This is a genomic window from Cellulosimicrobium cellulans, from assembly GCF_007679345.1.
GTDB classification, from domain to species: Bacteria; Actinomycetota; Actinomycetes; order Actinomycetales; family Cellulomonadaceae; genus Cellulomonas; species Cellulomonas cellulans_A.
Window position 1 is genome coordinate 170,136 of the sequence record NZ_VEGH01000008.1, and the last position, 14,655, is coordinate 184,790.

Below are 14,655 nucleotides of genomic sequence, written 5' to 3' on the forward strand. Positions count from 1 at the left end.
TCGACCAGTTCGCGCGAGGGCAGCCGCCCGCCCGTGCACCGCGTGACGCGCACCCGGCGTGCGCGAGGATGGGCCGCATGTTCGCGCGTCCCGACGACCTGACCGCCATGGGCCTGGCCCTGACCGAGGCCGCGGGCTGCGCGGTGTCGGGCGACGTCCCCGTGGGCGCCGTCGTCCTGGGGCCGGACGGCGAGGTGGTCGGCGCGGGCCGCAACCGCCGGGAGGCCGACGCCGACCCGACCGCGCACGCCGAGGTGCTCGCCCTGCGGGCGGCCTCGGAGGCGCTCGGGCGGTGGCGGCTCGACGACTGCACCCTGGTGGTCACCCTCGAGCCGTGCCTGATGTGCGCGGGCGCGACGGTGCTGGCCCGGGTCCCGCGGCTGGTGCTCGGGGCGTGGGACCCCAAGGCCGGGGCGTGCGGGTCGCAGTGGGACGTGGTGCGGGACTCACGGCTGAACCACCGGGTCGAGGTGGTCGGCGGGGTGCGCGAGGAGGAGTGCGGCGCGGTGCTGCGGGAGTTCTTCGCCCAGCACCGCGCCTGACCACGGACGACGGAGGGCCCCGCCGCGGTCGGTACCGCGGCGGGGCCCTCCGTCGTGCCGGGTGGCGGGACGGTCAGCCGCCCGTGATGTTGTCGTACGCCCGCTGCGCCGCCGTCTGGGCGTCGGCCAGCGCCTCCTCCGAGGTCTTGTCGCCGAGCAGCGCCGCGGTGATGGCGTTCTTCAGCTCGTTCTGGATCTCCTGACCCGCGGGGGAGGACCCGAAGGTCTTCCCGTAGTCCACGACGTCGTAGTAGGTGGAGATGACCTGGTCGAAGCCGGCGTCGCCGGTCTCGGTGACGTACTGGTCGCGGATCGCCTTGTCGGCCTCGGGCGAGCCGGTGAACAGGCCGGTGTTGATGCCGCCGTCCGTCGCGATGGTGTCGGCGCGGGCCTCACCGGCCGCCATCCAGGCGTCGTACGAGGTCAGGTCGAGCATCCACGCGCACGCGGCGTCCTTGTTCTGCGCCCCGGCCGGGATCACGAACGACTGGCCGCCGGCGACCGAGAACGGGTTGCCGTCCTGGTCCTGGAACGGCACCGCCTCGATCTGGATCTGGCCGACGTACGCGCCGAGCACGTTCGGGTACCACTGGGCGTTCACCTGCGCGCCGACCTGGTCGGTGACGTACTGGTTGTTGTCGCCGAAGGTGTCGAACGAGTCGGTGAACGACTTGATCTTGGCGTAGCCGCCCTGGGCGTCGTTGATCTGCTTGAGCAGCTCGATGCCGGCGACGTTGGACGGGTCGTCGAGCGTCGGCTTGCCGTCGGAGTCGATGAGCTGGCCGCCCTGGCCGAGGATCCACAGCTCGGCCTGGCCGGTGGTCTGCGGGTCGAAACCGAGCACGGTGGGCACGCCGCCGCTCTCGGCGTACATCTTCTCGACGGCGGGGATCAGCACGTCGGGGTCCGAGGTGTCGATCTGGTCCGCCGTGACGCCCGCGGCGTCCATCACGCGCTTGTTCAGGATGATGGCCGGCGGCTGGTAGAACTGCGGCACCGCCCAGACCTGGTCCCCGTACCGCACGTCGTCGACGACCGACGGGTAGTACTGCTGGTCCGGGTCGACGTCGTGGGCGCTGTAGCAGGCGTCCAGCGGCATGATCAGGTCCTGCGCCGCGTACGTGGTCACGTACCGGCGGTCCATCTGCACCACGTCCGGGACGTCGCCGGAGGCGAGCCGGGTGGTGAACTTCTGCGCGTCGAACGCGGTGGCGTCGAGCTCGACGTCGATGCCGGGCAGCTGCTCGGCGGCGTAGTCGAGGCGCGACTGGCCGACGTCGTCGGCGTTCTCGAAGCCCCAGGCCTTGAGCGAGCCCGAGGCCTCGGTGCTGAAGTCGGTCGACCCGGTGGACCCCTCGTCACCACCTCCGCCCGAGCTGCAGGCGGCCAGGGCCAGCGCGGTGACCGGCAGCAGGGCGATCGCGGCGCGGCGACTCTTCCTCATGAACGTCTTCCCTTCCTCGGCCTGCGGGGCGGCGTCGTCGCCGGCCCGCGGGAGAGCCCCCGGCACCGGTGCCGAGGATCTGAAAACCTTCCCACATCGGACGGTAGTTCAGGGCCTTCGGCTGAGACAAGCCCCTCGGGATCACGGAGTGATCACGCCTGTCGAACGCCTGATGGCCATGGACTGACGGCCTGTCGTGTGACTAGGCTCATATGGTAACGATGCCACAAAGTGAGGACCCGAGGATGTCGTCCACACCCGACGAGACGCGCACCGCCGAGCCGACGGCGGCCGCAGGCCCGCCCCCCGGCGGCCCGCTGCTGGACCGCCCGATCCGGCAGGTCCTCCTGGTGGGGCACACCCACCACGACGTGGGCTACACCAACAGCCCGCGCCTGATCGACGACCTGCACGCGGCGACCGTACGGCGGGTGCTCGACCTCTGCGACACGAACGACGGGGACGGCCCGGACGCGTTCCGCTGGACGTTCGAGGTGGCCCGCCCGGTGCTGCGCTTCCTCGACGACGCCGGACCGGCGGACGTCGAGCGCCTGCGCCGCCGGGTGGCCGAGGGGCGGGTCGCGGTCACCGGCGGCTACCTCAACATGACCCAGCTGCTCGGCGACGCGGAGCTCGGCGCGGCGTACGACTCCCTGGACCGGCTGCGCGCGGCCGGCGTCCCCGTGCGCACCGAGCAGCACGGCGACGTCAACGGCATCGCGTGGGGGACGGTCGACGCGATGCGGCGCGCCGGGATCGACCGGCTGGTCATGGCGCTCAACCCCGACCACGGCCGCGCGCCCTACCCCCAGCCGACCGGGTTCTGGTGGCAGGGGCCGGGCGGCGGGCGGGTGTTCGTGTGGCTGTCCACCCACTACGGCGTCGGCGAGGAGTGGGGGATCGTCGACGGGGACGTCGAGGCCGCCGCGGCGCACGTCGCCGACTTCGTCGCGGCGCTCGAGAAGCGCGAGGACTACCCGTACGACACGGCGGTGGTGCACGCCGCCAACGACAACCGGTGGCCGACCGCGCTGTTCCTCGACGTCGTGCGGCACTGGAACGCCCGGCACCCCGAGCTGCCGATGCGCACCGCCACGATCGACGAGGCGCTCGACGTGCTGCGCCCGCAGGCCGAGGCCGCCGACGTGCCCGTCGCCCGCGGCGAGTGGTCGGACTGGTGGGCGCACGGGCACGGGTCGACCGCCCGGGAGGTCGCCGTGTACCGGGAGGCCCGGTCGTTCGCGCGCGCCGCCCAGACCACGCTCGGGCTGACGCGGCTGCGCGGGGACGGGGCGCCGGCGCTCGCGGACGTCATGGGCTACCGGCGCGGGCCGGTGCGGCTGCGGTCCGACGCCGAGGTCGCGCGGGACCTGGACCGGGTGGACGCCGAGCTGCTGCTGTTCGCGGAGCACACCTGGGGGTCCTGGGAGACGTACTCCAAGCCGTACTCGTCGTTCAGCCACTCCCACTGGAACGCCAAGGCCGGGTTCGCGTACGGGGCGTTCGACCTCGCGCGGGACCTCGCGGTCGAGGGGCTGTTCCGGGTGGTCGCGAGCGGGGCGGACGGCACGTCGGGCGCCGCGGCGCCCGCCGGGAGCGCGGCGGCGGGCGGCGAGGACGCGACCCGGGTCGTCGTGGTCAACCCCACCGAGCGCACGCGCACCGAGCCGGTCGACGTCGAGGTGCACGGCCGTGGCCGCGCCCGGACGGTCGCCACCGTGCCCGCGTTCGGCGTGACGACGGTGCCGTTGCCCGCGCCGCCGGGTCCCGCCCGCACGGCCCGGGAGGTCGCGTGCGGCGCGTACCGGGCCGTCGTCGACCCGGCGCGCGGCGGCGTGGTCTCTCTCGTGCACCGGCCGTCGGGCCGCGAGCTGGTCGACGCGGAGGCGGCGGGTCACGGGCTCGGGGCGGTCGTCGCCGAGTCCGTCGTCGCCGGGAGCGAGCACCCGATGGTCGTCCGCGACCCCAAGGACTTCCACCCCGACTTCCCGGGACCCGACTTCGACCGACGGCACGCGACCGGCGACGAGGAGCCGCTGGTGACCGAGGGCGGGTCCTGGGCGCGGATCGCGTGGCGGACCACCCCGCCCGGCCTGCCGCCGGCGACCACCACCCTGACCCTGTACCGGGACCTGGACGTCGTCGACCTCGAGGTCGCCCTGGTGAAGCCGGAGGTCTTCGGGCCGGAGAGCATCCACGTGGCGTTCCCGTTCCGGGTCGAGGGCCCCGAGTTCCTGCTCGAGACGGCGGGCGCGGTGTACGCGGCCGAGACGGAGCAGCTGCCCGACACCTCGAAGGACTGGTACTCCGTCCAGCACGCCGTCGGGGTGCACCGGCCCGGCGCGGGCGGCGGGGTGCTGTGGGGCTCGGTCGACGCGCCGCTGGTCCAGCTCGGCGGCCTGCACACCGGCGAGTGGGCCCGCACGCTCCGCGCCCCGACCGGGTACCTGTCGTCCTGGCTGATGAACAACCTGCACTTCACGAACTTCCAGGCCCGGCAGGAGGGCACCCGCGCGTACCGGTACCGGTTCGCCGCGGTCGACGGGCCGGTGACCCGGGAGCGGGTGCGGGTGTTCGGTCGCGACCTGGCGGAGCCGCTGCAGGCGCGGGCGTACGACGGGCCGGTCGCCGTCGAGGGCGGCCTGGGGCTGCGGGTGTCGCCCGCGGACCGGGTGCTGGCGGAGGTGCGGCCGGTGCCGGACGGATCGGTGCGGGTGCGGCTGCGGAACGTCGGGGCGGACCCGGTCGACGCCGAGGTGGCGTGGGACGGTCCGGGGCGGGTGTCCGGCGGCGGCCCGGTGCCGCTGGGCCCGCACGGCGTGGGCGACGCGCTGCTGCGCCGCGAGCCCTGACCCCGGCCGGGCACTGCCCGGCAGCGCCGCCCCGCCGACTGTGCACGAGACACGTCGAGCGAGCATCCAGCGGATGCTCGCTCGACGTGTCGGTTGCCCACTCGCGGGGGCGTCGCCCGGGTGGCGGCGTGCTCGCGGACGCGACGAGGGCGCCACCCGAGCCGGGTGGCGCCCTCGTCGTGGGTGCGGTCAGAGCGGGTCGTCGGCCGACGGTGCCTCCGCCGGGCGCGGGCGACCGGTCGCGTCCGGGGCCGACGCCTCCGTCGCGGTGAGCGCGTCGGTCGCCGCGTGGTCGTCCGCCGGCGACCCGCCGGGGACGGCCGCCGGCTCGAGCCGCTCCGCCGGTGCCGTCGCCTCCACCCGGACGTCGTCCCCGGTGTCCGCCAGCGGTCGCTCGACCAGGTCGACCTCCACCATCGGCGCGTCCGGGTCGGCCGGCACGCGGAACGTCCGCAGCTGGAACGCCCCGAACTCCGCCTCGATCGTCCGCCCCACGACGGGCAGCGCGATCCGCGCCGTCCCCGGCTCGCCGCGCGTCTCGACGGCCCGGACCACCAGGTCGGCCCCGCCGGGCGCGTCGACGGCGTCCTCGGAGCCCTTGAGCGCCGTGATCGACACCGCCCCGCCGCCGTCGGTCGCGAACGACCCCGTGTCCGGCAGCGACCCCGCGTGGAACGACTCGAGCATGGCCCGCACCGGCGACCCGAGCAGGGCGGCGCGGCGGCCGGGGTCGGCCGCGTGCCGGTCGCCGTCGTGCACGACGAGCTCGTACGAGAACCGCTGGACGCCCTGGTCCTGGTAGGCGTACACGTCGTCGCCGTCGAGCAGCCGCGGGTCGTGCCAGGCGTAGACCGGGCTGCGCACCGCGGTGACCCCGATGCTCGGCTCCGCGCCCGGCGACACGTCGTACCCGTGCTTGTTCGTCGTGACGAGCGTCAGGCCCGCCGGCCGTCCGTCGAGCGTGCCGGTGAGGTCGACCCAGCCCTGGCCGGGCTCCTCGGCGCCGTCGACGGGGCGCTCGAGCTCGGCGTACGGGATCTGGTAGGTCGCCCGCGGGTCGGTGAGCGCCGTGGGGAACCGGAGCTTGAGCAGGTGCGCGCGCTCCCGCCAGTCCAGCGTGACGTCGACGCGCAGCACGGCCGAGTCGTGGTCGAGCAGCAGCTCCTCGGTCATCGTCGACGCGCCCCACTCGCGCTCGACGCGCACGCGGGCGCGCAGCGGGCCGGACTCCCGGACGACGATCCGGGCGAGCTTCATGCTGTCGCCGGCCCACGCGTAGGACACGACGCGGTGGCCCCAGGTGTCGGTCGGGTCGTCGCACACCTGGGTGTGCTGGCTGCCGTCGACCCCGCGGAGCACGTCCAGCCCGGTGCGCTTGTCCAGGTACGAGCGGATCCAGCCGGTCGCCGGGTCGAGCTCGATGCGGACGAGGTCGTTCTCCAGCACCGTCTCGCCGGCCGACAGCCGGCCGGGCGCGCCGGCGCTCCACTCGGGGACCCGCGGCTCGGCCGCCATGCGCACCCGGTAGAGGCGGTAGCCCAGCGCGGGCACCTCGGCGCGGAACACCAGGGCGCCCCGGCCGGTCTGGTTGGTCGCCGCGCGGGACTGGGTCGGCTGGGAGACGACCGCGCGCCCCTCGCCGTCGACCACGTGCACGGCGCCGGGGTGCGAGCCGTAGTGCAGCTCGACGTCCGTCGTCACCGGCCACGGGTGCGGGTTGAACACCAGCACCGGCTGGGTGGCGGTGTCGAGCGGGATGTCGACCTGCCGCGCGATCGTGTTGTGCGCCCGGACGATGATCCGCTTGGCGATCGCCACCGCCTCGCCGAGCTGGTCGCGCGCGTCGTCGTAGGCGTGCTCGATCGCGGAGCCCGGCAGCACGTCGTGGAACTGGTTGAACAGCACCTGCTTCCACGCGCGCTCCAGGTCCTCCCGCGGGTACGGGGTCCCGTCGTGCGCGGCCGTGACCGCGGCCCAGCGCTCGGCGGACAGCAGGGCGTACTGCGCGCGGCGCTGCCAGGCCTTGATGCCGGAGTGCGCCGAGTAGCACCCGGGCGCGTGGTGCTGCAGGTCGTCGGTCCAGGTCGTCAGGCCGTCGAGGAACTCCTCGCCGCGGGCCTGCACGCCGTCCAGGTACTCGCGCGGGGAGGACATCCGCAGCCGGCCGAACGAGCCCATCCGGTCGTAGCGGTGGATCGACTCGATGTTGGCGATCGTCGGGCCGCCGCCGTGGTTGCCGACCCCGTACAGCACCATGACGTCGCCGAGCGAGCGGTCCAGGGCGCCGAGCGCCTTGTCGACCTGGCCGTCGACGGAGCCGGCGGGGGAGCAGTACTCGAACGGGATGCGGTAGGCCAGGACGCGGCTGCCGTCGGGCGCCTGCCAGCGGAACAGGGTGTCGTCGAGGGCGCTCTCGTGCGGGCCGGGGCGCAGGAACAGGTACGAGTCGAGGCCGTGCCCGCGGAGCACCGTCGGCAGGCTGGCGCTGTGCCCGAACGGGTCGGCGTTCATGCCGACCGTGGCCGGCTTCCCGAACCGGGAGATCAGGTAGCGCTGGCCGTACAACCCCTGCCGCGCGAACGACTCGCCCATCGGCATGTTGCAGTCCGGCTCGACCCACCAGCCGCCGACGTTGACCCACCGGCCCTCGGCGACCCGCTCGGTGATCCGGGCGAACAGCTCCGGGTCCTGCTCCTCGACCCAGGACAGCAGCACCATCTGGTCGCAGGTGAACACGAAGTCGGGGTACTCGTCCATGCGGTGGATCGCCGACCAGAACGTGGCACGCGCCTCGGCGTAACCCTCCTGCCACGGCCAGAGCCAGACGGGGTCGATGTGCGAGTTCCCGATCATGTGGATGGTCCGGTCCGGCGTCGCGTGCGGGCGGGGGGTGGGCGGCAGGTCCCGGGGCTGGGTGCCCGCCGGTGCGTTGGACAGGGGCGCGCCCGTGGTCTGGCGTGGCCGGCTCATCGTGCTCCTCGTGCGTCGTCGCGCGGGTGGTCGGTGTCGATCGTACGCTGCAATCGATCCCATATCGAGGGGCGCGACCGGGCCCGGTGCCGTCGGGGAGGGGCTCACGACGTCCGTGGTCGCACATCTGTGCGGTGATTGACAACGTCGCGAGTGCGCTGGTGGGCTGGGTGCATGCCGAGTCGACGTCGACCGCACGAACCCGTCCGTCCGGCCGCCGGGGGCCCTGGTGCGCGCCCCCGGGCGCGGCTGTCCGCCGGGGTGGTCGAGGGGTTCTACGGGCCGTCGTGGCGGCACGACGAGCGGCTCGCCCTGCTCGACGCCGCCCCCGCCCTCGGCCTCGACACCTACCTCTACGCGCCCAAGGACGACCCGTGGCACCGCGAGCGCTGGCGCGACCCGTACCCCGCCGGCGAGCTCGCGCGGCTGGGCGAGCTCGCCGCGCGCGCAGCCGCCGCGGGGGTGGCGTTCGTCTGGTCGGTCGCCCCCGGCCTGTCGATGCGGTACTCCGACGACGCCGAGCACGTGGCGCTCGCGGCCAAGGCCGAGCAGGTGCGCGCCGCGGGGGTCCGCGACGTGTGGCTGCTGTTCGACGACGTGCCGTACGACCTGCCGCACGCCGAGGACGTCGCCGCCTACGGCCCGGGCCAGGCCGGCAGCGGGCGCGCGCACGGCGAGGCGGCCGCCCGGTTCCGGGAGGCGTTCCTGCTGCCGCACGGGATCTCCGCCCCGATGACCGTGTGCCCCACCGACTACGCCGGGTGCGGGCGCTCGCCGTACCGCGACGCCCTCGCGGGGGCGCTCCCCGCCGACGCGCGCGTGCTGTGGACCGGCCGCGACATCGTCGTCGGCGAGGTCACCCGGGACGACGTGCTGGCCGCGGCCGCGGCGTTCGGCCGGCGGGTCGTGCTGTGGGACAACTTCCCGGTCAACGACTTCGACCGGACCCGGCTGTTCCTCGGGCCGCTCACGGGCCGGCCGGACGACGTCGACGGGCTGCCGCTCGACGGGGTGGTCGCGAACGCGATGATCGAGGCGCTGCCGTCCCGGCTGCCGCTGGCGACGGTCGGCGCGTGGGCGCGGGACCCGGCGGCGTACGACCCCGAGCGGTCGGCGGCCGAGGCGCTGGCCTCCGTGGCGGGGCGGCACGCGGGCGTCGTCGGGCCGCTGGCACGCGCGTGCGCGGCGTGGCCGCCCGACGCGCCGCGGGACCCGGGGCTGGCGCGGGCGATGCGGGCGGCGCTCGCCGGGGATGCGGGGGCGCTGGCGGAGGTCGAGGGTCGGATGCGCGCGCTCGCCGGGTGCGCCGGGGCCGCCGTCGACGGGGTGCGGGGCGCGGGGAGTGCGCTCGACGGGGTGCGGGGCGACGGGGATGCCCTCGACGGGACGCAGGGCGACGAGGCCGGGGCCCTGGTCGAGGCGCTGCGGCCGTGGCTCGACGCCGCCGCGCACGCCGGGGCCGCGGGTCTCGCGGCGTGCGCGCTGCTGCGCGGGGCGGGCGACGTCGGTGCGGCAGGGGCCGCGCTCGACGTGGTGGAGACCGACTTCCCCGACGTGCTGCGCGCGGACGTGGCGCGGTTCGTCCGGGCCGCGCTGGCCGGTCGGGAGCCGGACGCCGCGGGGACGGGCGTCGTCGGACCGGGGCGTCGGGCGGTGCTGGTGACCGGCACGGCGCCGTCGGCGGGCGACGAGGCGACCGCCGGCTGGCTGCGGACCCGCGGTCTCGACGTGCGGGTGGCGTCCACCTGGCCGCCCGAAGGCCACCCGCACGTCGACCTGGTCGTGCTCACCCCGCACGCCCCGCCGGCGGCCGCCGCGGCCCTGGCCGGGGCCGCCGTGCCTGTGCTCGCCTGGGGTCGGCTGGTGACGCTGGGCGTCGCGACGACCTCCGGGGTCCTGCTCGACCGCGACCGGCTGGTGCGTGCGGACGGCCACGACAGCGCCCGCGAGCTGGTGGTGCACCGCGGCCCCGGGCGGCTGACCTGGTGCGAGCCGGTCCCGGGGGCCCGCGTGCTGGCCCGCGCCCCGGAGCCGGAGCCCCACCCGGTGCTCGTCGAGGTGCCGGCGGGCACGCCGCTCACCACAGGCGCCCCGGCGCCGGCCGCGCGGACGGTCGCGTTCCTGACGGGCGACGGCGCGGCGCGCTGGCTGCTCACCGACGACGGTCGGGCGGTGCTGGACGGGGCGCTGGCGCGTCTCCTGCTCCCGGCCCGGACCGTCGCCGCGGTTCCCGCGCCCTGACCCGCCCGAACGGCGCCGGGCGCGGCCGAGCGACTCCGCGGCGCCGAGCGACTCCGCGGCGCCGAGCGACTCCGCGGCGCCGAGCGCGGTGCTTCCCGCCGAGCGCGGTACGTGGAACCACCGCGCTCGGCGGGAACTCCCGCGCTCGGCGAGAGGGTGCCCGGCAGCCCGGGTCAGGCGCGGGTCAGGCGGAGGGTCACCACCTGGAACGGGCCGAGGTCCAGCGCCACCGCGCCGTCGCCGGCGTCGGACAGCGGGGCCAGCGCCGCCACCTCCGGGTCCTCCCGCTCGAGCAGGTCCCGCACGGACGCCCCGGCGCAGGCGAACCCGGGGCGCACCACCGCCCGGCTCCGCCCGCCGCGCGCCTCGTACAGCCGCACGACCACGTCCCCCGACCGGTCGTCGGCGAGCTTCACGGCCTCCACGACCGCGCCCTCGACCGTGACCAGCGGCTCGACCGCCCCGGCGCCCCGCACCCGGCGTGGCGCCAGGTTGATCCGGTACCCCTCGCGCACGGCCTCGTCGATCCCCGCGCCCGGCACCAGCGCGTACCGCATCGTGTGCCGGCCCTGGTCGGTGTCGGGGTCGGGGTACCGCGGCGCCCGGACGAGCGACAGCCGCACGGTGGTCGCCCCGGCGCCGCGCGCGTCGCCGGGGCCGGGGCGGCCGACGTCGTGGCCGTACGTCGAGTCGTTCACCACGGCCACGCCGTAGCCCGGCTCGGCGACGTGCAGCCACCGGTGGGCGCAGATCTCGAACCGGGCGGCGTCCCACGACGTGTTGGTGTGCGTGGCCCGGTGCACGTGACCGAACTGGGTCTCGGCCGTCGACCGCTCCGCGTGCACCGCCAGCGGGAACGCCGCCTTGAGCAGGGTCTCGCGCTCGTGCCAGTCGACGTCGAGGGCAAGGTCGACCCGGCGCTCTCCCGCGGCCAGCGCGATCGTCTGCACGTACGCCGAGTCGCCGTCGTGCCGGGTCACCCGGACCTCGGCTCGTGCGGGATCCGCCTGGTCGACGGTCAGCGCCGACACGCCCCGGAGCTCGCGGACCCGGTGCCGGTAGAACTCGTCCACGTCCCAGGCGTCGAACCGGACGGGCTGGTCGGGGTGCAGCTGGAGCACGTTCGCGGCGGCGCCGGGCGCCAGCACCTCACGGTCGGCGACGAGGTCCCGCACCGACCCGATGGTGCCGTCCGCGTCGACCCGCACCCGCAGCAGCCCGTTGTCGAGCACCACCGCGTCGCCGTCGCGGGTCACCGTCACCGGCCGGCCGGGCGCCGCCGGGGTCCCGGCCGCGAGTGCCGGCACCCCGTCCTGGTCGTGCGGTGCCGCGTTCGCCAGCACCTCCACGTCCCCGGTCCCCGCCGCCGCCGCCAGCGACCCCGCCACCAGCGCCTCGAGCTCGCCCGCCAGGCGCCGGTAGGTGTCCCGGGCCTCGCGGTGCACCCAGGCGATGCTGCTGCCGGGCAGGATGTCGTGGAACTGCAGCAGCAGGGTGTCCTGCCACAGCCGGTCCAGGTGCTCGTACGGGTAGTCGGCCCCGGCGCGGACGGCGGCGGTCGCGGCCCACAGCTCGGCCTCGCGCAGCAGGTGCTCGGTGCGCCGGTTGCCCTGCTTCATCGCGAGCTGGCTGGTGTACGTGCCGCGGTGGAACTCCAGGTACATCTCCCCGGACCACACCGGCGCCTGCGGGTACTCGGCCTCGGCGCCCGCGAAGAACTCGGCCGGCGTCTCGACGACCACCCGCGGCGAGCCCTCCAGGTCGGCGACCCGGTGCGCGGTCTCCATCATCTCGCGGGTCGGGCCGCCGCCCCCGTCGCCGTACCCGAACGGCAGCAGGCTGCGGTTGGCGGGGCCGGCGTCGGCGAAGTTGGCCACCCCGTAGGCGAGCTGCTCGCCCGAGAGCTTGGCCCCGTAGGTGTCGGCCGGCGGGAAGTGCGTGAACACCCGCGACCCGTCGATGCCCTCCCACCAGAACGTGTGGTGCGGGAACCGGTTGGTGGTGTTCCAGGACATCTTCTGCGACAGGAACCACCGGGCCCCGGCCAGGCGGGCGAGCTGCGGGAACGCCCCGGTGTAGCCGAAGGAGTCGGGCAGCCAGACCTCGGGCTGCTCCTCGACACCGAGCTCGCGCGCGAAGTACCGCCGGCCCTGGACCAGCTGGCGGGCGAGCGCCTCGCCTCCGGGCAGGTTGGTGTCGGACTCGACCCACATGCCGCCGACGGGCACGAACTGGCCGGACGCGACCTTCTCCTCGATCCGGGCGAACACGTGCGGGTGGTGCTCCTGCACCCAGGCGTACTGCTGCGCGGAGGAGCAGGCGAACCGCAGGTCGGGGTAGGCGTCGGCGAGCGCGGCGACGTTCGAGAACGTGCGCGCGCACTTGCGGATCGTCTCCCGCACGGGCCACATCCACGCGGAGTCGATGTGCGCGTGGCCGACGGCGGAGACCCGGTGCGCACTCGGCACGGCGGGCGCCGCCAGCAGCGCGGCCAGCTCGGCACGGGCGGCCGCGGCCGTCCCGGGGACGTCGCGGACGTCCAGCGCGTCGACGGCCCGCTCCAGCCCGGTGCGGATGCGCTCGCGGCGCGGGTCGTTCACGCCGAGCTGCAGGGCGAGCTCGTGCAGCACCTGCACGTCGAGAGCCAGGGCCTGCACCTCCTCCTCCAGGACCGCGACCTCGGCGCGGGCGAGCCGGTAGAGCAGCACGTCCGGGACGGTGTCCAGGTCGCCGAGGTCGGTGGTGGGGGAGCCGCCGATCGACGGGTTGGCGGCGGCCTCGACGTAGAGGTCGATCGGCTCGCCGCCGCGCGCGGGGTCGGCCACCGGGACGTAGAGGTTGCGCGGCTCGATGCCCTTCAGCGGCACGCCGTCCGGCGTGTAGACGAGCCCCTCGGCCTCGAAGCCGGGGCCGCCGGTGCGGAAGCCGAGGTCGACGAGCACCTCGACCCGCCGGCCGGCCATCTCCGGCGGGACGACGCCGCGCAGGCGGAACCAGCTGGTGGACCAGGCGCGGCCCCAGGGCTCGCCGACGGTGGTGGGCGTGAACGGCAGCGCGACGGCCTCGGCGAACGGCAGGGGCTCGCCGGGCAGGTGGGCGACCGTGACGTCGAGCGGGACACGGTGCGTGTGGACGACCGGCAGCACCCGGTCCTTGAGCGTGCGGTCGATGCGGGCGGTCAGGTCGGACAGGGTGCGGTGCACGGCTCTCCTCAGGAGGTGCCGCGCGGGTCCCGTTGCGCCGCGGCCGTGGTCGGACCGCGGGCGGACTCCGTGCGACGCCGGACGGATGTAGGAACGTTGCCACACTACGGGATGTGCAACTTCGCACACCAGGGGTGCGCCCGGATGTGGGACGGCCGCCGAGAACCACTTCCCCGCGCGGGGACGGAGAACCGCTTCTACCCTCGCAGCGCGGGGTGCAGCAGCGGCGCCCGCGACGGAAGTCCGGAGGTGCGGCCGTGGACGTGACGATCGATCTGGGTCAGCCGGCGCAGCCGTCGGTGATCGAGGTGCGGGGCGACCTCGACGTGCACACCGCGTCCGCGCTGCGCGAGGCGCTGCAGTGCCTGCTCGGCTCGGCCGGCGAGGAGCTGACCGTGGACGCGACCGCCGTGCGCGTCGTCGACGACGCCGGCCGGCGCACGCTCGAGGCGGTCGAGCGGCACTGCCGCGAGTTCGGCGGCCAGGTGCGCCTCCCGGCCTGACCCCCCGCGCCGCCGCCCGCCCGCTCCTCTCGCCGAGAGCGCACCTCTCGCGGGGTTCGAGCGGGTCGAACCCCGCGACGAAGTGCATCCTCGGCGGAGGCGCGGGTGGGGTGTCGCGGGTCGAGCGCGGGTGGGGCGGCGGGGTGCGGGTGGTCAGCGGGCGCGGAGCGCCGCGACCTGGGCGGCCGTCAGGCGGCGGTGCGGCACCCCGGCGAGGAGCAGCACCACCTGGGCCGCGGCCTCCAGCTCCTCGGCGAGGTCGAGCGCGCCGGTCAGGTGCGTCCCCGCGACGAGCGAGCCGTGGTTCGCCAGCAGGATCGCCGGTGCCGTGGCCGCCAGCGCCGCCACGCCCTCGGCGAGCGCCGTCGACCCGGGCAGCGCGAACGGCGCCACCGGCAGGTCGCCGAGCCGCATCACCTGGTACGGGGTCACCGCCGGCAGCGGGCCGGTCGCGGTCTCCGGGGGCAGGGCGGCGGGCTCCAGGCAGGACGCGGCGACGGCGGCGGGGGAGTGCAGGTGCACGACGGCGGCGGCGTCGGGGCGGGCGGCGTAGACGGCGCGGTGCAGCGGCAGCTCCTTGGACGGGGCCGGGGCGCCGGGGGCGACGGCGCCCGTGGTCGCGCTGCCCGGGGCGGCGGCATCCGCGACCGGGGCGACCGGGGCGTCGGGGTCGAGCGGCGCGACCGCGAGGTCGTGGGCCTCGACGCGGGACAGGCTCGACCCGGTCGGCGTGATGAGCAGCAGCGGCCCGACCCGGACGCTCACGTTGCCGGACCCGCCCGGCGACAGGCCGCGCCCGGCGAGGTGCCGGCACGCCGCGACCAGCGCGTCCCGCGCCGCGTCGACGGTCGCCCGGTCCGGCGGCGCCCCCACCGGACCCGGTGCCGTGGCGCCCGGGCC

Annotated in this window: 8 protein-coding genes; 4 read left to right on the plus strand and 4 right to left on the minus strand. The window is 76.0% G+C overall.

The features are described from left to right. Positions 1-77: 77 nt before the first annotated feature. A complete protein-coding gene (locus FS882_RS12620; RefSeq protein ID WP_262348272.1) occupies positions 78-542 on the plus strand; it encodes a nucleoside deaminase in 465 nt (154 codons plus the stop codon). 73 nt (positions 543-615) lie between these two features. On the opposite strand, the gene FS882_RS12625 is transcribed toward FS882_RS12620, so the two are convergent. Further along, positions 616-1,986, minus strand: coding sequence for an ABC transporter substrate-binding protein (locus tag FS882_RS12625; protein ID WP_158373401.1), 1,371 nt, complete (start codon positions 1,984-1,986; stop codon positions 616-618). Positions 1,987-2,231: 245 nt separating this feature from the next. On the opposite strand from FS882_RS12625, the gene FS882_RS12630 reads away from it, so the two are divergent. Continuing rightward, on the plus strand, positions 2,232-4,838 hold the full coding sequence (locus FS882_RS12630; RefSeq protein ID WP_158373402.1) for a hypothetical protein: 2,607 nt from the start codon (positions 2,232-2,234) through the stop codon (positions 4,836-4,838). Positions 4,839-5,027: 189 nt separating this feature from the next. Here FS882_RS12630 and FS882_RS12635 read toward each other — a convergent pair whose 3' ends face one another. Continuing rightward, a complete protein-coding gene (locus FS882_RS12635; protein ID WP_262348273.1) occupies positions 5,028-7,808 on the minus strand; it encodes a glycoside hydrolase family 38 C-terminal domain-containing protein in 2,781 nt (926 codons plus the stop codon). A 261-nt stretch (positions 7,809-8,069) separates the two neighbouring features. Between FS882_RS12635 and FS882_RS12640 the strand changes: the two genes are divergently transcribed. Then, positions 8,070-10,049: a protein O-GlcNAcase gene (locus FS882_RS12640; protein WP_262348274.1), complete on the plus strand. Its 1,980-nt coding sequence runs from the start codon at positions 8,070-8,072 to the stop codon at positions 10,047-10,049. Between the two features lie 173 nt (positions 10,050-10,222). Here the strand turns inward: FS882_RS12640 and FS882_RS12645 are convergent, their stop codons facing one another. Beyond that, complete coding sequence (locus FS882_RS12645; protein WP_158373405.1) at positions 10,223-13,252, minus strand: alpha-mannosidase; 3,030 nt, start codon at positions 13,250-13,252, stop codon at positions 10,223-10,225. Positions 13,253-13,509: 257 nt separating this feature from the next. Between FS882_RS12645 and FS882_RS21020 the strand changes: the two genes are divergently transcribed. Next, the gene (locus FS882_RS21020) at positions 13,510-13,755 is read left to right on the plus strand and encodes an STAS domain-containing protein (RefSeq protein ID WP_187365282.1); all 246 of its coding nucleotides are present in this window, start codon (positions 13,510-13,512) and stop codon (positions 13,753-13,755) included. A 153-nt stretch (positions 13,756-13,908) separates the two neighbouring features. On the opposite strand, the gene FS882_RS12655 is transcribed toward FS882_RS21020, so the two are convergent. After that, the gene (locus tag FS882_RS12655) at positions 13,909-14,628 is read right to left on the minus strand and encodes a class II aldolase/adducin family protein (protein ID WP_158373407.1); all 720 of its coding nucleotides are present in this window, start codon (positions 14,626-14,628) and stop codon (positions 13,909-13,911) included. Positions 14,629-14,655 lie beyond the last annotated feature (27 nt).